The sequence below is a fragment of the Aeromonas sp. S15(2024) genome (assembly GCF_041402265.1).
Taxonomy (GTDB): Bacteria; Pseudomonadota; Gammaproteobacteria; order Enterobacterales; family Aeromonadaceae; genus Aeromonas; species Aeromonas dhakensis.
Map to the genome: position 1 here is coordinate 536743 of NZ_JBGLQY010000003.1, position 18513 is coordinate 555255.

At 63.5% G+C, this 18513-nt stretch carries 18 protein-coding genes; 7 read left to right on the forward strand and 11 right to left on the reverse strand.

The genetic code is table 11. The features are described from left to right. The first annotated feature begins 2 nt into the window (after positions 1 to 2). The 6 genes from selB to hypA all read left to right on the forward strand — a co-directional run bounded on the left by selB (position 3) and on the right by hypA (position 7117). Positions 3 to 1913, forward strand: coding sequence for a selenocysteine-specific translation elongation factor (selB, locus tag ACB033_RS09645; RefSeq protein WP_258117074.1), 1911 nt, complete (start codon positions 3 to 5; stop codon positions 1911 to 1913). Next, positions 1910 to 4336: a carbamoyltransferase HypF gene (hypF, locus tag ACB033_RS09650; protein WP_258117075.1), complete on the forward strand. Its 2427-nt coding sequence runs from the start codon at positions 1910 to 1912 to the stop codon at positions 4334 to 4336. Before selB ends, hypF begins: the two co-directional genes overlap by 4 nt. Positions 4337 to 4341: 5 nt before the next feature. Next, complete coding sequence (locus tag ACB033_RS09655) at positions 4342 to 4593, forward strand: HypC/HybG/HupF family hydrogenase formation chaperone (RefSeq protein WP_042008204.1); 252 nt, start codon at positions 4342 to 4344, stop codon at positions 4591 to 4593. Next, a complete protein-coding gene (gene hypD / locus ACB033_RS09660; RefSeq protein ID WP_244364188.1) occupies positions 4587 to 5705 on the forward strand; it encodes a hydrogenase formation protein HypD in 1119 nt (372 codons plus the stop codon). The genes ACB033_RS09655 and hypD overlap by 7 nt, the downstream gene beginning before the upstream one ends. Beyond that, positions 5702 to 6706, forward strand: coding sequence for a hydrogenase expression/formation protein HypE (hypE, locus tag ACB033_RS09665; RefSeq protein ID WP_371140488.1), 1005 nt, complete (start codon positions 5702 to 5704; stop codon positions 6704 to 6706). Before hypD ends, hypE begins: the two co-directional genes overlap by 4 nt. A gap of 69 nt (positions 6707 to 6775) precedes the next feature. Further along, positions 6776 to 7117, forward strand: coding sequence for a hydrogenase maturation nickel metallochaperone HypA (gene hypA, locus ACB033_RS09670; protein WP_371140489.1), 342 nt, complete (start codon positions 6776 to 6778; stop codon positions 7115 to 7117). Here the strand turns inward: hypA and ACB033_RS09675 are convergent. After that, complete coding sequence (locus ACB033_RS09675) at positions 7095 to 7466, reverse strand: hypothetical protein (RefSeq protein WP_279613556.1); 372 nt, start codon at positions 7464 to 7466, stop codon at positions 7095 to 7097. The genes hypA and ACB033_RS09675 overlap by 23 nt on opposite strands. Between ACB033_RS09675 and hypB the strand changes: the two genes are divergently transcribed. Further along, positions 7356 to 8168, forward strand: coding sequence for a hydrogenase nickel incorporation protein HypB (hypB, locus tag ACB033_RS09680; RefSeq protein WP_371140508.1), 813 nt, complete (start codon positions 7356 to 7358; stop codon positions 8166 to 8168). The two genes, ACB033_RS09675 and hypB, sit on opposite strands and share 111 nt — an antisense overlap. A 412-nt stretch (positions 8169 to 8580) precedes the next feature. On the opposite strand, the gene ACB033_RS09685 is transcribed toward hypB, so the two are convergent. From ACB033_RS09685 to hybA, 10 genes are all read right to left on the reverse strand, one after another. Next, positions 8581 to 9222, reverse strand: a complete 642-nt coding sequence (locus tag ACB033_RS09685) for an ATP-binding cassette domain-containing protein (protein WP_371140490.1) — start codon at positions 9220 to 9222, stop codon at positions 8581 to 8583. Further along, positions 9222 to 10010, reverse strand: coding sequence for an ATP-binding cassette domain-containing protein (locus tag ACB033_RS09690; RefSeq protein ID WP_371140491.1), 789 nt, complete (start codon positions 10008 to 10010; stop codon positions 9222 to 9224). Before ACB033_RS09690 ends, ACB033_RS09685 begins: the two co-directional genes overlap by 1 nt. Next, positions 10004 to 10816, reverse strand: a complete 813-nt coding sequence (locus ACB033_RS09695) for an ABC transporter permease (protein ID WP_371140492.1) — start codon at positions 10814 to 10816, stop codon at positions 10004 to 10006. Before ACB033_RS09695 ends, ACB033_RS09690 begins: the two co-directional genes overlap by 7 nt. Further along, positions 10806 to 11810: an ABC transporter permease gene (locus tag ACB033_RS09700; protein ID WP_371140493.1), complete on the reverse strand. Its 1005-nt coding sequence runs from the start codon at positions 11808 to 11810 to the stop codon at positions 10806 to 10808. Before ACB033_RS09700 ends, ACB033_RS09695 begins: the two co-directional genes overlap by 11 nt. Beyond that, positions 11795 to 13426: an ABC transporter substrate-binding protein gene (locus ACB033_RS09705; protein ID WP_371140494.1), complete on the reverse strand. Its 1632-nt coding sequence runs from the start codon at positions 13424 to 13426 to the stop codon at positions 11795 to 11797. Before ACB033_RS09705 ends, ACB033_RS09700 begins: the two co-directional genes overlap by 16 nt. Before the next feature lie 107 nt (positions 13427 to 13533). Then, positions 13534 to 14094: a hydrogenase-2 assembly chaperone gene (gene hybE, locus ACB033_RS09710; RefSeq protein ID WP_117403299.1), complete on the reverse strand. Its 561-nt coding sequence runs from the start codon at positions 14092 to 14094 to the stop codon at positions 13534 to 13536. After that, a complete protein-coding gene (locus ACB033_RS09715) occupies positions 14076 to 14606 on the reverse strand; it encodes a HyaD/HybD family hydrogenase maturation endopeptidase (RefSeq protein ID WP_371140495.1) in 531 nt (176 codons plus the stop codon). Before ACB033_RS09715 ends, hybE begins: the two co-directional genes overlap by 19 nt. Continuing rightward, positions 14606 to 16309, reverse strand: coding sequence for a hydrogenase 2 large subunit (gene hybC / locus ACB033_RS09720; RefSeq protein WP_371140496.1), 1704 nt, complete (start codon positions 16307 to 16309; stop codon positions 14606 to 14608). The genes ACB033_RS09715 and hybC overlap by 1 nt, the downstream gene beginning before the upstream one ends. Then, the gene (gene hybB / locus ACB033_RS09725) at positions 16306 to 17493 is read right to left on the reverse strand and encodes a Ni/Fe-hydrogenase cytochrome b subunit (protein ID WP_139752756.1); all 1188 of its coding nucleotides are present in this window, start codon (positions 17491 to 17493) and stop codon (positions 16306 to 16308) included. The genes hybC and hybB overlap by 4 nt, the downstream gene beginning before the upstream one ends. Beyond that, positions 17486 to 18511 carry a hydrogenase 2 operon protein HybA gene (hybA, locus tag ACB033_RS09730; protein ID WP_139724682.1) on the reverse strand — a complete coding sequence of 342 codons (1026 nt, stop codon included), beginning with the start codon at positions 18509 to 18511 and terminating at the stop codon, positions 17486 to 17488. The genes hybB and hybA overlap by 8 nt, the downstream gene beginning before the upstream one ends. Positions 18512 to 18513 lie beyond the last annotated feature (2 nt).

An 18513-nucleotide genomic window follows, 5' to 3' on the forward strand; every position in this document is an offset into this window, starting at 1 on the left:
CCATGACTTCCTATCGCGCCGTTATCGGCCTTGCCGGTCACGTGGATCACGGCAAGACCTTGCTTATCAAGGCTCTCACCGGCATCACCACCGCCCGCGCCCATGAGCAGGCCATCGGCATGACCCAGGATCTCGGCTTTGCCCACTTTAACGACGGTCAGGGCAACACCATAGGCGTCATCGACGTGCCCGGCCACGAGCGCTATATCCGCAATATGGTGGCGGGGCTCTGGAGTCTGGATCTGGTGTTGCTGGTGATTGCCGCCGACGAGGGGTGGATGCCGATGACTGGCGATCACCTGCGCCTGCTCAAGGCGATGGGGGTGCCGCGCCTCTTGGTCTGCATCAACAAGTGCGATCTGGTAACGCCCGACGAGCTGGAACTCCTTGAAGAGAGCCTGCTGGAGCGGGTGATGGACGAGAGCGGCATGGTGCCCGATATCGTCAGCGTCAGCGCCAAAACCGGCGAGCATATCGACGCCCTGCACGCCGCCATCGTGCGCCAGCTGGCCGATCTGCCAGCATCGCTCGCGGCCCTCGAACAGGGCGCCCCCCGCCGCGATCGTGAAGAGGCGCCACCCCGCCTCTATGTGGATCGGGTCTTTACCGCCAGCGGCACCGGTACCGTGCTTACCGGCACCCTGCAGCAGGGCAGCCTCAAGGTGGGGGACAAGCTCCTGCTCCAGCCCGCCGGCCGCGAGGTGCAGATCCGTTCCCTGCAGGCCTATCACCAGAGCGTCGATGAGATCGGCGCCGTCTGCCGGGTGGCCGTGGGATTGAAAAAGGTGCCCCACAAAGAGGTGGCCCGCGGTCACTGCCTGACCCGCGCCGATGGCCAGTGCGAGGCGGCCACCCACCTTATCGTGCGGCTAAATGAGGTCGGCGGCAGCATCCGGGAACAGCGCAACCGCGAGGTCGAAGTGGCCCTCGGCAGCTGGCATGGCCGGGCCCGTTTCGTGCCCATCAAGGATACCCGGCTGGCACGGCTGATCTTTACCAGCCCCATTCCCTGCTTCTTCGGCCAGCCGCTTGCCATCATTCGCCACGGCAGCAGCGAACTACTGCACGGCGCCCGCATCGTCTGGTGCGGTGACATCCACCCCGCCAGACGCAAGGCTCTGCACGCCCTGCTGGGCGAGCTGCCAGATGAGCTCGAGCACTACAACCCCGCCACCCTGCAGCTGGGGCTCAATGGCTATGTGCTGGCCAGCCGTTTTGATCAGCGGCCAGAGCAGGTCACCCCCCTCGGTGAGTGGTTGCTGGATAGCTGCTGGCTGGCCCAGAGCCGCGATCAACTGCTGGCAACGCTGGCAAACGAACCGCTGAGCACCGCCGAGCTCACGACCCGCTTTGGCATCGCCCTGCCGGTCACTCAGGCCCTGCTCCAGCAGCTCAAAAGCGAGCAGCTTGTTCGCCTGCACCATGACAAGTGGCAGCCGGGCAGCGGCGAGTCGGAAGATGATCTGGGAGAAGAGGCGCTGCTGGTGCTCAAGGTGGTGCGAGATCAAGGCAAGGAGGGTTACGAGCCCGGTAAACTGGGCCCCGGCGGCGTGGCGCTGGACCCCTTTATCACCCAGAAACTGCCCGCCGCCCTGCAGCAGGGTTTGCAGCAAAAAGGCGCTTTGCAAAAGCAGCTGCGCAACTTGGCGCGACTCAAGTATCTGGTGCAGCTCGATGGCCCCATCTACTACGACGCCGCCCTTTACAACCAGATGGTCGCCGCCGTGCTGGCGGGCCAGCAGGTGGGAGATCTGATCGACATGGCATCCTTCAAGGAGATCACCGGTTTGTCGCGCAAATACGCCATTCCGTTCTGCCTGCGCATGGAGATGGATGGCTGGGTGCGGCGCGAGGAGAACGAACGCCGGGTGCTGCGTCTGCCAGCCACTCAAGATGAGATGGAGCCGGCATGAGCGCCACCATCGCCCCCTCTTGCTCCCCCAATCCTGTGGCCAGCCGGCTGCGCCGCGAATTTCATATCGATGGTATCGTGCAGGGGGTCGGCTTTCGCCCCTTCGTCTATGGGCTGGCGCTGCGCCACGGCCTTGCCGGTTATGTGTTGAACGATTCCAATGGCGTCACTATCGGCGCCGAAGGATCGCCTGAGCAGCTCGCCGCCTTTGCCCGCGAACTGCGGGAACTGGCGCCGCCACTTAGCCGCATCGATCATTTCAGCGAGCGGGAACTGCCCCAAGAAGATAATCCCGACTACGACGGAGCCTTTCATATCAAGGCCAGCCAGCAGCAGAGCGCCGCCACGGTGGCCATCTCGCCGGATCAGGGGATGTGCGAGGCGTGCGCCCGGGATGTGGCCAACCCCAACGATCGCCACCACTGCTACCCCTTTACCAACTGCACCCACTGCGGCCCGCGCTACACCATCATCCGCCGCCTCCCTTACGACCGCCCCCACACCGCCATGGCCGACTTTGCCATGTGCCCGCGCTGCGCGGCGGCCTATGAAAATCCGCTGGACAGACGCTACCACGCCCAGCCGGTGAGCTGCCCCGAGTGCGGGCCCCACCTCATTTGGCGCAGCGGCCGCGGCGATGCCCTGGCCGAGCGCGAGGATGCGCTGCAAGCAGCAGCAAGCGCTCTGCAAGCGGGAGCTCTGATTGCGGTCAAGGGAATGGGGGGGTATCACCTGATATGTGATGCCCGCAGTGAGTCTGCTGTGGCGCGGCTTCGCCAGCTCAAGCGGCGCGCGCGCAAGCCGCTGGCGGTGATGATGGGCTCCCTTGCCGAGGCCAAACTGCATGTCACCGGCAGCGAAGACGAGTGGCAACTGCTCGCCTCTCAGGCCAGGCCCATCACCTTGCTGCGCAAGCGCATTAACGATGATTGGCTCTCAGAATCCAGACAATCAGCCGCGCCGCTGGCCGAGGGGATAGCCCCCGGTATCCCCTACCTCGGTGTCATGCTCCCCTATACCCCGCTCCACCAGCTGTTGCTGGACGCCTGCGCCATGCCGCTGGTGGCCACCAGCGCCAATGGGCGCGGCAGCCCGATCCTTATCGAGTGCGAGGCGGTGGTCAGGGAACTCGGGGGCGAGATTGACGGCATCCTGGATCACAACCGCCCCATCCTGCACCCCTGCGACGACAGTCTGGTGCAGTGGGCCGGCAGGCGACGCCAGACGTTGCGGCTCGCCCGGGGCTATGCCCCCTGCACCCCCAGCCTGAAAGAGGCGGTCAGGGTGCCGCTCTTGGCGGTCGGGGCGCAGCAGAAGAACCAGCTGGCGCTCGCCTTCGGCCGCCAGCGCATCTACAGCCCCTATATCGGCGATCTGCACAGCCTGCCGATGCAGGGCCACTTCGAGCAGACCCTGGCGACCTTTCGCGATCTCTACGATCTCAAACCCGAAGTTCTGGTCTCGGATCGCCACCCGGGCTATCTCAGCCATCAGTGGGCCAGGGACTACAGCCGCGATCAGGGGGCAACCCACCTCGAGGTACAGCACCATCACGCCCACCTGCTGGGAGTGATGGCCGAGCACAACATCACAGGCCCTGTGCTGGGGGTTGCCTTCGATGGCACCGGCCTTGGCGATGACGGCACCCTCTGGGGTGGCGAGCTGCTGCTGGCCGATGTGAAGGGCTTCGAGCGCGTTGCCCACCTCAAACCCTTCAAACTGATCGGCGGCGAGGCGGCGATCCGCGAGCCGGTGCGCCAGTTGCTGGGGCTGCTGTTCGAGTCGCACTGTCCTGAAGAGATCAGCGCCCTCGATATTCCGTTGATCAAGCAACTGCCACTTAAGCGGAGCAGCAACCTGTACCAGCTCTGGCAGCTGGGTCGCAACGCCCCCCATACCAGCTCCATCGGTCGGTTGTTCGATGCGGTGGCGGCGCTCTTGGGGGTGATCGATACCCCGGATTACGAGGGCGAGGCCGGGCTCCTGCTGGAGGCGGCCGCCCTCACGCTGACCCCCGATGAACAGCCCTTCCCCCTCGCCTTTGATCTCAGCCAATCAGCAGAGGGACCACTGCAGATCCAGTGGGCCGAGCTCATCAATACCCTTGTCTGCGAGCGGCGCAAAGGCACCCCCACCGCCAGCCTGGCCGCCGGTTTTATCCGCGCCATCAGCAATCTGGTGGTTGCCCTTGCCGAGCGCTTCCCCGGCTATCCGGTGGCGCTGGGGGGCGGCGTGTTTCAAAACCGGGTGCTGATGGACCAGCTGGTGCCCGCTCTCGAAGCCGCCGGCCGGCAGGTATTGACCAGCGAAACCCTGCCGCTCAATGACGGTGGCATCGCCGCCGGTCAGCTCTGGTTTGCCATCCATCATATTGCCACGCATCAGCCTGTCACCACCGGTTGTGCCACCTTGTCGGAGTCCTGAAATTCATGTGTCTATCCATCCCCTCTCAGGTGGTGCAACTGCACCCCGAAGATAACTGCGTCACCGTCGACACCCTGGGGGTGCAGCGGCGCGTCAGCTGCATGCTGCTCGAAGAGCCCCTCCAGGTGGGCGACTATGTGCTGCTCCATATCGGCTTTGTGATGAGCAAGATTGACGAAGCGGAGGCGCAGGCCAGCCTCGAGAGCTTCCGCCAGATGGTGGCCCTTATCCCTGCGCAGGATATCTTGCCATGCTGACCTTGAATGATCTGTTTCAGGGCTTTCGCCAACCCGAGGTGATCCGCGCCCTCGCCGCCCAGATCACCGAACTGGCCAACGATCTGCCCGAACCGCTGCGGGTGATGGAGGTGTGCGGCGGCCATACCCATACCATCATGAAGTACGGCCTGCACCAGCTGCTGCCGGCCAGCATAGAGTTTGTCCACGGCCCCGGCTGCCCGGTCTGCATCATGCCCAAAGAGCGCATCGATCAGGCCATCGAGCTGGCTTGCCAACCGAACGTCATTCTGGTCACCCTGGGGGACATGATCCGGGTGCCGGGCTCCAAAGGCACATTGGCCCAACAGCGCGCCAAGGGGAGCGATATCCGACCCGTCTATGACCCCCTCGACGCCCTGCGTATCGCCAAAGAAAACCCGGACAAAACCGTGGTCTTCTTCGCCATCGGTTTCGAGACCTCTACCCCGATGACAGCAGCGCTGCTGGCAGCCGCTGAAGAGCAAGGGATTGAGAACCTCTTGTTTCATATCAACCATGTGCTGGTGCCCCCCGCCATTCATGCGGTGATGGCCGACGGGGTGGCCAAGGTGAACGCCTTTATCGGCCCCTCCCACGTCAGCGTCATCACCGGCGCCGATATCTACCTGCCTATAGTCGATCGCTATCAGGTGCCGGTGGTGGTGAGCGGCTTCGAGCCGGTGGATGTGATGGAGGCGCTCTTGATGATGGTGCGCCAGAAGGTGGAGGGTCGCTACGCGCTGGAGGTGCAGTACAGCCGCGCCGTCACCGCCAGTGGCAATAAAGCCGCCCAGCGGCTGGTCGAGCGCTTTTTCGAGACCCGCGAGCACTTTCGCTGGCGAGGTCTGGGCGATATCAACGCCTCCGCCCTGCGCCTGCGCGATGCCTTTGCCAAACGCGATGCGGAGCACCACTTTCAACTCAATCAGACTCCCATCGATGACCACAAGGCATGCCAGTGCGCCGATATCCTGCGCGGCCTGGCCAAACCGAATCAGTGCAAGGTCTTTGGCCGGGGCTGCACCCCGACCCAGCCCATGGGCAGTTGCATGGTCAGCTCCGAGGGGGCCTGCAATGCCTACTACCGATATATGGGGATCCAGGAACGATGAGAGAAATCCAACTTAGCCACGGTGGTGGCGGCGTCGAGATGAACCAGCTGATCAATCAGCTCTTCTTTCGCCACTTTGGTAACGAGATCCTGCTGCGCGGTGAAGATGCCGCCCTGCTGCCGGTAGAGGGCCCCGTCGCCTTTACCACCGACAGCTTTACCGTCTCGCCGCTGTTCTTCGAGGGGGGCGATATCGGCAAGCTGGCCATCGCCGGCACGGTCAACGATCTCGCCATGATGGGGGCCAAGCCCGAGTATTTGAGCTGCAGCTTTATTATCGAGGAGGGGTTCCCCTACGCCGATCTCGCCCGCATCGTCGAGTCGATGGCAGCAGAGCTTGCCAAGAGCGGCGCCCGCATCGTCTGCGGCGACACCAAGGTGGTTCCCAAGGGAGCCGCCGACAAGATCTTCATCAACACCAGTGGGGTCGGCACCTTCCCGCTGCCTGAGCAGAGCCGGGGCATCTCGGTACGCAACCTCAAGGCCGGTGACGCCATCCTGGTATCGCGGGATATCGGCAGCCACGGCGCCTGCATCCTGATGGCCCGCGACGCCCTGCAACTGGGATCTGATCTCAAGAGCGACTGCACCACCCTCTGGCCGCAGGTAGAAGCGCTCCTGCAGGCCGGCATTACCCCGCACGCCCTGCGCGACGCCACCCGCGGTGGCCTTGCCGCCGTGCTCAACGAATGGAGCTGCGCCTCCGGTGTTGCCATCGAGCTGGAGGAGTCTGCCATTCCGGTGTGCGATCCGGTGCGCGGCCTGTGCGAGCTCTACGGTTTCGAGCCCCATGATCTCGCCAATGAAGGAACCATGGTGCTGGCCCTGCCTGCCGAACAGGCGCAGGACGCGCTGGGCATCTTGAGGCAATTCAACTCCGCCGCCAGCCAGATCGGCGTTGTGCAGGCGAGCGATCGCCACAAGGTGATCCTCAACAACCCCTGGGGAAGCCGCCGCTATCTGGAGCTGCCGCAGGGGGAGCTGCTGCCGCGGATCTGTTGAGCAACCATGCCGTTCCGTCAATTACAGGGAGGAGTCACTGCTCCTCCCCATATCGGTTAAGGAGCCACCATGCACGAAATGTCTCTGGCCATGGCCGCCATCGATCTGGCGGCCGAGCAGGCCACCCAGCGGGGCTTTACCAGGGTGACCGCCCTCTGGCTCGAGGTCGGCAGCTTCTCCTGCGTCGACCCGGACACCATTGCCTTCTGTTTCGAGGCTGCCGCCAAGGGCACCGTGGCCCAAGGCGCCCAGCTGCACTTTCAGCACCAGGCGGCAGAGGCCTGGTGTTACGACTGCAACCAGACGGTCACCCTCACCGAGCGCGGGCAGGCCTGTCCCGAGTGTGGCGGATGCAAATTACGAGTCGCGCAAGGGAACAGCCTGCGCATCACCGACATCGAGGTAAGTTGATATGTGTAGCGTATGCGGATGCGGCCAGGCGCGGATCGCCGGCCATGAGCACGATCATGAGCATCATCACGAACATGAACATCACCATGAACATGGTCATGAACACGACCATCATCATGCTCATGACGCCCAGCACCATCATGGCCATGAGCAGAGTGCGCCGCGCACCCTGATCATTCACCACCACTATCACCATCAGGGGGATGTCCATCACCACTACCACGTGGTGCGGGCTCCCATAAGCCATGAGGGACATAATCACCCCCACGACCATCATCATGAACATGCCCACTCTCATGACCACGGGCATTCCCACGTGCATCCCCATGACCACAGCCATGACCATCATCAGGGTGATCTTCACTACGGCAAGGGGGGAGCGGGATTGTCGGTGCCCGGCATGGGGCAGCGCCAGCTGATCGCCATCGAGATGGATGTGCTGGCCAAAAACAACGCGCTGGCGGCCCACAACCGCGAACACTTCACAACCGCAGACCAGCTGGTGCTCAATCTGGTATCTAGCCCGGGTTCAGGCAAAACCACCTTGCTGTGCGAAACCCTGCGCCTGCTGGCCGACAAGCGCCCTTGCGCGGTAATCGAAGGGGATCAGCAGACCAGCGCCGATGCGGATCGCATCCGTGCCACAGGCGTTCCTGCCGTGCAGATCAACACCGGCAAGGGCTGCCATCTGGACGCCAAGATGGTTCACGATGCCTGCCACCAGCTGCCCGCCAATCCCGGGGGCATCCTCTTTATCGAGAACGTGGGCAATCTGGTCTGCCCCGCCAGCTTCGATCTCGGCGAGAAGTACAAGGTGGCGATCCTCTCTGTCACCGAGGGGGAAGAGAAGCCGCTGAAATACCCGGACATGTTCGCCGCCGCCCAGCTGATGGTGATCAACAAGATCGATCTGCTGCCCTACGTCAGCTTTGACGTGGCCCGCTGCATCGAGAACGCCAAACGGGTCAACCCCTATATTCAGGTGATCCAGGTCAGCGCCACCACGGGTGAAGGGATGGATGCCTGGCTCAACTGGCTGGCCACGGCCTGAACCAGAACCGGTTAAATGCCGCTGATAACGGTAGAAAACAAGAGAGGGAGGCTGATGCCTCCCTCACTTTTATCTGCGCGCTTTGCCAACGATTCTCTCTGTACAGAATGGCCAGTGTTTCATCCTCGCGCCCCCTCACCCTAGCCCTCTCCCCAGGGAGAGGGAACCGGTTCATGGATGCCGCATTCCGTTCCCGTCTCAACATGGAAAAGGGAACCTATTCGTGGATACAGGCAATATGCTGCAACAATACGACTCCCTCAACCCCCTCAGGGAGGCTTCGAGCATAACAACCAGCCATATTTTCAAACCCCGAATTTTTCCAAACCCTAACTCCGGGCGGGTGAGATGGCACCGTCTGCCCCCTTCTCCCCTTGCGGGAGAAGGGCTGGGGATGAGGGGGAACTAACCCTCAGGCCGCATTTTCAGCCAATACACCAGTCACGGGCTGCATCTCACCAAAGCGCAGCACCCGATGACAGATCTGGCGCAGCAGCGCCTGCTGGTGACTGAAGACAAGCATGCCAAGCCCGCGCTGCTCGCACTCCATCATCAACTCCCGCCAGAGTTGACGCTGGATTTGCGGATCCAGCTGGGCGGTCACCTCGTCGGCAATCAGCAGACGGGTGCGGGGATCGAGGGCGCGCAGCAGCGCGATACGGGCCAGCTCGCCGCCGGAGAGCTGACCGGGTTTACGAGCAAGCCACTCGGGTTTGACCATAAAGCGGGCCAGCATGGCGTCATCGGGGCGCCATACATCCCACAGCGCCTGCCCGGTGGTGCGATAGGGATTGAAGGTGAGTTCCGGGTGCTGGGGTACCAGCTGGATGGGGTTATAACCTTTTCCCTGTTCAGGCACAGGCTGCCCATCCAGCAGGATCTGCCCGCCAGTCCCAATCGGTTGCCAACCGGCCAATACCCGCCCCAGCGTGGTTTTACCATAACCGCTAGGCGCAGAGATGCCGAGCCGCTCCCCCGCTTTCACCGTCAGCGATAACCCCTGCCAGAGGGGGCGTTCCCCCTGGGCGATGGTGAGATTTCGTACTTCAAACATCAGGAAACCTCCGGCACAGAGAAGAGTGCATTGAACTCCGGCAGCGCCTGCCAGTGGGCTCTGAGCATCTCGCTCCCCTGTCCCTGGCGCAGATGGTGACAGCTCAAGGTGTCGCTCACCTGGCCCTGATGCAGCGCCACGATGCGATCGGCAAAGCGGGCCGCCAGCGCCAGATCGTGGGTGACCCAGAGGATACCGCTGTCCTGATTGGCCAATTCACGCAACTGGCTGAGCAGCTGGCAGGCCAGCCCCTCGTCGAGCCAGGCGGTGATCTCGTCCGCCAGAATGTAGCGGGCGCCGCCAAGGGCCGCGGTGCAGGCCAGAATGCGCTTGGCCATGCCGCCGGAGAGCTGGCGCGGATAGCTGTCCAGGGTGGTCGCGGGCAACTGGTAGCGCAGCAGCTGCTGGCCGAGCCGCTCGCGAGAACCGCTCTGGCCGCAGAGGCGCGCCGCACGGCCCAACTGACGCTCCACCGTCAGCAACGGATTGAGGGCACTCACCCCCTGCGGCACATAGCAGAGGGTGTGGCCGCGCAGACGGGCCCGGCTGGCATCACACAGGGGCACACCATCGAGGGAGATGGTGCCGCGCATCCGCAGATTGTCCGGCAGCAATGTCAGAGCGCTTTGCAGCAGCAGGCTCTTGCCCTCGCCGCTCCCCCCCACCAGCGCCACGATTTCGCCGGGCGCCAGTTGCAGGCTGATATCGGTCAACAGCGGCCGCCAGCTGCGCCGCCCCAGCCAGGAGTAGTGAGCCGCCTCTATGGTCACCTGGTCAAAACTCAGCATGGTTCACCCCCAAACCAGAGTTGTTGCAATGCTCGGGTAGCCTGATCAAACAGCAGGACCAACGTCAGCAGCATCAGCCCGGGGAAGAGGGCCAGCCACCAGCCGCCGCCTGCCAGATAACGCAGGGCATCGGCCAGCAGCAGACCCAGCGAGGCCTCGTGGGCCGCCAGACCGAATCCCAAAAAACTGAGCGCCGCGCTGTGCAGCACCGCATGGGGAAACATCAGCAAGGTGCCGATAAACCACTGGGGCAACAGCCCCGGCAGCAAGTGGGTGCGCCAGCGACGCAGCGCCCCCATCCCCTGACAGCGGGCCAGCACCACATAGTCGCTGCAGGCGATCCGCCGCGCTTCTGCGCAAAGAATGAGTGCCAACTTGGGCCAGTGGGTCAGTGCCACCGCCAGGATCACTCCGCGCATGCCGCCCCCTGCGGTAAAGCAGATCAGGATCAACAGCAGCATATGGGGCAGCGCCAGCATGGCGTCGATCACCATTCGCACCGCCGCATCACATCTGGGGTGAATGAGCGACACGCTTGCCGCCACCATGGCCAGCAGGCCACTGCAGAGCGCCGTGCTGATGCCAAGCTCCAGACTGGTGAGGGTGCCCTGAAAGGCCCGCAACCAGAGATCCCGTCCCATCTGATCGGTGCCGAACCAGTGGGTCAGCGAGGGGGGCTGCTGGCGCGCCAGCAGATCCATCGGCACATCCTGATGAGAGAGGCTCCAGCCATAGCTGGCCAGCAGCAGCAGGCAGATCAGCGCAAAGCCAAGACGCAGCAAGGAGGGGAGCGGATTAAACAGCATGCACACCCTCCCAGCCGCGGTTGATGCGGGCCAGCAGTACCCGCGCCGCCATGTTGCCCAAAAAGACCAGCAGGGTGCAGAAGAGCACGATTCCCATCAGCAGGGGGATATCCCCTCTCAACCCCGCATCCACGGTGGCCTGGCCGAGCCCCGGATAGGAGAAAACCTTCTCTGCCAAGAGCGATCCACCGATAAGCTCACCCAGCGAGGCAAACTGCAGGCAGATCGCCGGGGTCAGGGCGTGGCGCAGCACGTGAAAGCGCAGCATGGGCCAGCCCCCATCCCCCTGGGCGCGGGCGTAGCGAATAAAATCGCTCGCCAGCACCTCGGCCACCCGCTCCCGGGTGTGCAGGGCGATATTGCCAAGCCCCAGCAGCGCCAGGGTGGTCACCGGCAGCAACAGATGACGCAACCGCATCAGCCAGTCCACCTCATCGGCAGCGAGCCCCGGCGTCCAGGCGCAGCAGACCGGAAGCCAAGGCCAGTGCACCGCAAATAGCGCCAGCAGCAACAGGCCGACCCAGAAGGTGGGCAAGGAGGCGAGCAGGTAGGCAAAGCGGCAGATAAGGCGATCGGGCCCGCGGTTGAGATAGCGACCGGCGCAGAGCCCCAGCAAAATCCCGAAAAAGCCGGAGAGCAGCCAGGCGCCCGCCAGCAGCAGGAAGGAGGCAGCAAAGCGCTGGCCAATGACCTCGCTCACCGGCGCGTTGTAGAGCATGGAGTAACCGAGATCCCCTTGCAGCACCTGGGTGAACCAGTGCCAGTAACGCAGCCAGAGCGGCTGATCCAGCCCCCAGCGGGCGGCGATGCGGGCATACTGCTCGGGCGGCACATGGAGCAGATCATTGCCGATATAGGCCTTGATGGGATCGATGGGGGAGTAGCTCAGCAGCACAAAGGTGGCAACAGAGACCAGACAGAGCAGCCCTGCCAGTCGCAGCAGGGCTTTCAGTGTTGCAGTCATCATGGTGGACGAACTTAGCGGCACGTCCACCGCCAATCCTGCAGGTTGTTGAGCAGCGACCAGCTACCGTGAATTTCCGGCGCCCCCTTGCCAAGATCGATGCAGCGGTTGGCCAGATATGTGTGCTGCACATTGAGCAGCCAGGCCCAGGCGGCATCCCCCTGAACCCCGGCGCCACGCTTGCCATCCCACTCCACCTGCTGCCAGAACGGCACGGCCGCCTGCCAGTTCGGGGCATCCAGCGCCTGCTTGAGGTGGCCATCCACCACCGGATTCTGGTAATAGCCCGGGTTGTAGAACTCCACGCCGGCGGAACCGCTCTGGTAATGGTGATAGAGCTCCATGGGATCCAAGCTCCCCCACCCCATCAGCACCGGATTGGCGTGCATCTCGCGCTCCACCTGCTCCCAGCTGCCGGACTTGAGGCTCACCTCAAGACCGATGGGCCCCAGCATGGCCCGCACCGCTTCCGCCAGATCCCGGCGGGTGCTGTCGCCACTGGTGTACCAGAGGGTAAAGGCAGCGCGCCGGGAGCCCTTGTGGCGAATGCCGTCGTTGCCCATCTGCCAGCCTGCCTCATCGAGCAGGGCGTTGGCGTGAGCCGCATCGCCATCCTTGAAGGCGGTCGCCTTGTTCAGCCAAGGCAGGCCTTCTACCGCGCTGTAGGCGGGAATGGCGTGTCCTTCCAGCAGTTGATCGGCCAGCAGCTTGCGGTCGATGGCGTAGTTGATGGCGCGGCGCACCGCCACGTCCGAGGTCACGTCGTTGCCGATGGGATAACCCTTGGCATCTTTTTTACCCGAAGGAGGAATTGGGAAGACGATGCCGCGGTTCTCCACGCTTGGCCGCACCCACAGCTTGAGGGCGTCGGGTACGGTAGGCGCCAGCGACGGGGCGATGCGCACCAGGTCGAGCTGGCTGCTCTGGGCGGCGGCATAGGCGCTCTCTTCATCGATAAAGACAAACACCAGCCGCTTGAAGTCATTGCTGCCGCCGGCGTAATGGGGGTTGGCCTCTACCACCAGCTGCTGGCCGGGCAGGAAGCTCACCAGCCGGTAAGGGCCGGCGCCGACGGGATGGCGGGCGTAAGCTTTTGCGTCGTAATCCCGCTTCGACACTATCCCGAGCGATCCCAGCACGTTGACGAAGGTACTCTGGGGGGCGCTTAAAGATATGGCAACCTCGGTAGGTGAGAGCACCTTGGCCGAGACAAAGTTGCCCATGTCGATCTTGCCGCCGCCCTGGGCTGCGCTGTTGTAGGTAAAGGCGACGTCTTCGGCGGTGAGCGGCGCGCCGTTGGAGAACTTCAAATCCGGCTTGAGGCGGATAAGCCACCCCTTGCCATCCTGGTTCGGGGTCACTGCTTGGGTGAGCAGGTTTTGCCAGCTGAGGTCGGCGTTTTGTTTGAGCAGCGGGCTGTGCAGCAGCAGGTAGCTGCCGTGGCTCCAGCCGAGCAGAGGGTCAAACCCTTCGGTGGGCTCACTGCCAATGGCGAGCTTGAGTTCGGCGGGGACGGGCTGGGCAGCCAGCGCGGCGAAAGAGAAACCGCCCGAGAGCAGGGCCAGCAAGGCGGCCGCCGTGACAGAGAGGCCTTTGCGGCGGCCGGCGTTGCTGCCTGAATGGCAGCCAAAGCATTGAATGGTCATAAGATCCCTTGTTCGTTTTACCACTCACTACCCAAAAAACAGGGGCACGACAGAAGCGAGTGAGGGGCCAAAACGGCCCCTATTCTAAACCTGATTGCAGATGAGACCTAGCGCTGGGTGTCGCCCACAGGGTCGCCACGCCGGCCGCTGAACAGGCGACGCCGGCTCAAGTTCACGCCGCCCTCCCCCTGCTGCACCGGAAGCGAAAGCAACATCTTGAGGGTGCTGCCCACCAACGCTCGCCCCTCGTCGGCCCCCAGATGCGGGTCGATGGGGGACATGAGCGAGCAGGCCAGCAACTGCCCCGTCTCGGGCAATGCCCCCACCATAAAGGTCAGGTTGCCGCAGGGGAGCTGCAGGGCGAGCCGAGCGCTGCTGCTGCGTACCGGCCAGAGTTGCTCGGGCCCCGGCAGCACCACCACGCTCAGCATCCAAGGGGTGAGCACGCAGCCGAGCCACTGCCCTTCAAACAGGGTGCACTCGGCGACTATGGGCATGGCCGGGTGATAGAACGGCAGGGCCTGCATCTCTTGCTGCGCGATCCGCTCGTACTGGGCTACCAGCAGCGGCGCGGGATTGGTGGCAAAACCGGCAAACTCCTGCGCCGGCTCTTTCGCGGCTTCGTTCACTGTCTTGTTCACTACCTCATTCACAATGGATTGCGCCATACGCCCTCCCGCGCTCGCTCGGCCTTTTCCTGCTCGGAGAGCGGGATGGCTGGAGCCCCCAGGCTGGCCAGCAGAGTCAATATCCGATCTGTCGCCTCCCCCAGCGCCGCCTCCACCACAGGGGTGAGGCCGATGCGGGGTTCGAGGGATTCGGGTTCGACGCCGATCAGGGTGAGCCGCCTGGGGGATTCCCCCGTCATGTGAAGCGCCGAGAGCACGTCCGCCAGCCCCAGCTGATGGGGAGAGATCTTGCGACCGAACAGGGTCGGGATCTCCTCATCCTTCAGGGTCACCACGGTACCCGGCGGATTGCCGCTGCGCACCGCGTCCGCCAGTATGATGTGGTCGCGACTGGCCATGGCTTCGAGCAGCTCCATGCCGGCGGTGCCGCCGTCGAGCAGCTCGATGCCGGGGGCGAAGCGGTAGTCGCGCTCCAACGCCTCGACGATACGCACTCCGATCGCCTCATCGCTCAACAGCAGGTTGCCCACGCCCAGGATCAGGGTGTTCATCACAGCACCTTCACCTGAGTCGTTTCACCGCTCTGGGTGTCCACCACGTGCACCGCGCAGGACATGCAGGGGTCGAACGAGTGGATGGTGCGCACCACCTCCAGCGGCTTGGCGGGGTCGGCTACCGGGGTGCCCACCAGGGATTGCTCGTAGGGGCCGGGCTCGTCGTTGAAGTTGCGTGGGCCCGAGTTCCAGGTCGACGGCACCACCGCCTGATAGTTCTCGATCTTGCCGCCCTTGATGACTACCCAGTGGGAGAGCATGCCACGCGGCGCCTCTTCAAAGCCCACCCCGCGAAACTCTTTGTCCGCCGGGATCTCGGTCTTGATGTAGGCGGTTGTATCCCCCTTGCCGATGTTGTCCACCAGCGCCTTCCACTGATGAGACAGGGTGTCTTTCAGCACACAGCAGCGTACCGCCCGGCCTATGATGCGGCCCAGGGTGGAGTGCAGCTGTTCGGTCTTGATGGCCGAACCGGTCAGCGCCTTGTAGAGGCCGTTCAGCTGATCGAAGTGTGCCACCGTCTCCGGGTGCTTGGCGGCCAGCTTGACCAGCAAGTCTGCGAGCGGCCCCACCTCCACCACCTTGCCGTAGAAGGTGGGGGATTTGACCCAGGAGTACTTGCCGTCATCCTGCCAGCCGGTGTAGTTGGGCTCGGTCTTGCCCTCCCAGGGCTTGAGGGGTTCGTCATCCTTGTACCAGGCGTGCTTGTTGCTCTCGGCGATGCCGTCCATCAACCAGGCATCCTGATGGCTCTCGATGGGGCGATAGCCGGCCAGATCGCCGTTCTCGATGTAGCCACCCGGCATCAGGAAGCTGCCGCCGTCACCGTCGGTGGGGAGCTCAGGCACGCTCAGGTAGTGCCTGGCCCCCTGCCCCAGGTTCAGCCACTCGGGGTAGTGGGCGGCTATGATGGCGGCATCCACCTTGTAGACCTGCTCGATAAACTCGCCGAGCCGATCGATGAAGCTCTTCACATACATGAGGCGCTCGAGGTTGAGCACGCTCGGCGCATCCAGGTTGATGGGGTTGGCCACACCGCCCACCGCCAGGTTCTGGATGTGGGGAGTCTTGCCGCCGAGGATGGCGACGATGCGGTTGGCATCGCGCTGGCACTCCAGTGCCTGCAGGTAGTGGGCCACGGCGATGAGGTTCACCTCCGGGCTCAGTTTCATCGCCTTGTGGCCCCAGTAGCCGTTCGCAAAGATGCCGAGCTGGCCGCTCGCCACCAGGGCGCGGATCTTGTCCTGCACCTTGGAGAGCTCCTCGGCGCTGTTGAGGGACCAGGTCGATACCCCCTTGAGCATGTCCGCCGCCTTCTGCGGGTTGGCCTGCAGGGCCGCGGTGATATCCACCCAGTCCAGTGCGGAGAGCTGATAGAAGTGGACGATGTGATCGTGGATGTTGTGGGCCGCAATGATCAGGTTACGGATGTACTGGGCGTTGACCGGCACCTTGGCGCCGATGGCGTTCTCCACCGCCCGCACCGAGGCGATGGCGTGAATGGAGGTGCACACCCCGCAGATGCGCTGCACTATCATCCAGGCATCGCGCGGGTCGTTGCCCTTGACGATCTCCTCCATCCCGCGCCACATGGTGCCGGACGACCAGGCCTTGGTGACGACGCCGCCTTCGATTTCACAGTCGATACGCAGGTGACCCTCGATGCGGGTGATGGGGTCTATGGTGATACGTTGGCTCATACGTTGGCTTTCCCTCGGGCCTGATAATCTTGGTGAACACGTTCAAGTGATGGCAGTACCGGCAGCAGCCGGATCAGCAGCAAATAGGCACACACCTCGATGGCGACGAAGCCCAGGGAGATCAGCACTTCCGCCGCGGAGGGGAAGTAGTGGTAGCCATTGCCGGGGTTGAAGGCGAGCAGGGAGTAGTCCAGTCGCCAGAGGGCGGCGCCCAGCAGCATGCTGAGGGCCCCCAGGAACAACATGCGCGAATCGCGGCGGCTCTTGTCCCAGTGGAACACCAGCAGCGGGAAGATCATCAGCGCGATCTCGCTCCAGAACATCAAGGCGTAGCGATTCCACTGGGAGAGGTACTCCGACTTGTCGTTGATGACGATCTCGGCAAAGCGCAGCGCCACGAACAGGATCAGGAAGATGTCGATCACCTGGGTCAGCTTGTAGAAGAGCGACTTCTCATTGGGGCCGCGCCCCGCCAGTCCCGCCTGCACCAGGGAGCCTTCAAACACCACGATGGAGAAGCCCATGATGAAGGCGGTCAGAAGCGAAAAGACCGGCAGCAGCTCGTAGCTTTGCCAGAGCGGATGGATCTTCTGCCCCGCCACTATCATCAGGGATCCCATGGAGGATTGGTGCATGGTGGGCAGCAGGGCCCCCAGTGCCAGGATGAAGAACATGATCTTGTTGAGCCGCGCCATGGAGGCCTTCCAGCCGAACTTCTCCAAGAGCACGGGGGCAAACTCCAGCGCCATCACCCCGATGTAGATGGTCATGCAGACCGCCGTCTCGAACAGCACCGAGGAGGTGTTGAAGAAACCCGGAATGTAGAAGTAGGGCAGGTTCCAGTAACGGCCGACGTCGATGGTGATGGAGAGGCCGCCCAGGGAATAGCCGAACAGGCTCGCCAGCAGGGCCGGTCGCACCAGGGGGTGATACTCGCCCCGGTTGAAGACGTAGACCGCCCAGGCCAGCGCCCAGCCGCCGCAGGCGAAACCGGTGCCGATCAGCAGATCGAACGAGATCCAGAGCCCCCAGGGGTAGCCGCCGTTGAGATCGGTGACCGAGCCCAGCCCGAAGATGAGGCGTTTGAGGATCAACATGCCGCACAGGATAACGAACGGCGCCAGCACCATGACCGGCCAGCTGACCAGCCTGCCCCCCAGCGGATGTGCCTTGTGATTACTCATGGGTTTTGCCTCCCGATTGCTTGTCATGGCCCGCGTGCGAGTCATGATCGTCGCCATCCTGATGGTCCTTGGTGTTGCGGCGAATGAGCACCGACAGCCCGGTCAGCACCACCAGCGGCAGCACCATCCCCTTGTAGAGGGTGTGCTGGATGTGCTCGGAGCGGGCACCGGAGGAGAGCTCCGGCAAGTCAGGCATGTCGAGCTTGGTGTAGGGCACCCCGGCCAGCACCAGCACCTGGGTACCGCCCCCCTCCTTCTCGCCATAGACGTAAGGCTGGTAGTTGGGCACCTCATGCAGGTAGGGATCGTTGGCGCTGAAGGTCTGGCGCGGGTAGGCATATTCGCTGCCCGGGGTGGCCAGCAGCCGGCGCTTGGCCTCGGCCATCAGCGCCTCGCGGGTGCCGAAGATGACGGCGCCGGTGGGGCACACCTCGACACAGCCGGGCAATTTGCCCTGATCGATGCGCTCAAGCCCCTTCTGGTTGCAGAGCTCGCACTTGTGGATCGCCCCGAACGGGTTGTCGTAGTCATATTTGGGCACGTCGAACGGGCAGCCCACCATGCAGTAACGGCAGCCGGTGCAGACGTCCGGGTCGTAATGGACGATACCGGTCCTGGGATCCTTGGTCAGCGCCTGCACCGGGCAGACGGAAACGCAGTTGGGATCGACACAGTGCATGCACTGCTTCTTGATGTAGGCATAGCCATCCACCAGCTGATCCTTGTGCTCACCCGTGCCGCTCTTCCACACCTGAATGATGTTGTTGGTGTAGGGGCTCAGCTTGTCGTTGTTGGACCAGGTCGCTTCCCCGGCGGGATTGGCCGGGTTGCCGTTGAGCCGCTGACACTCCGCCACGCAGGCCTGGCAGCCGATGCAGAGGGTGGAGTCATATAACATACCGAGCGACCCGGGGATCGGCGGCTTGTTCTCGGCCGCCGCCAAGGCAGTGCCGGAGACGGTGGTGCCCGCCGCCAGCGCACCGACGGAGGCAAATTTGAGGAAGTTGCGTCTGTTCACGG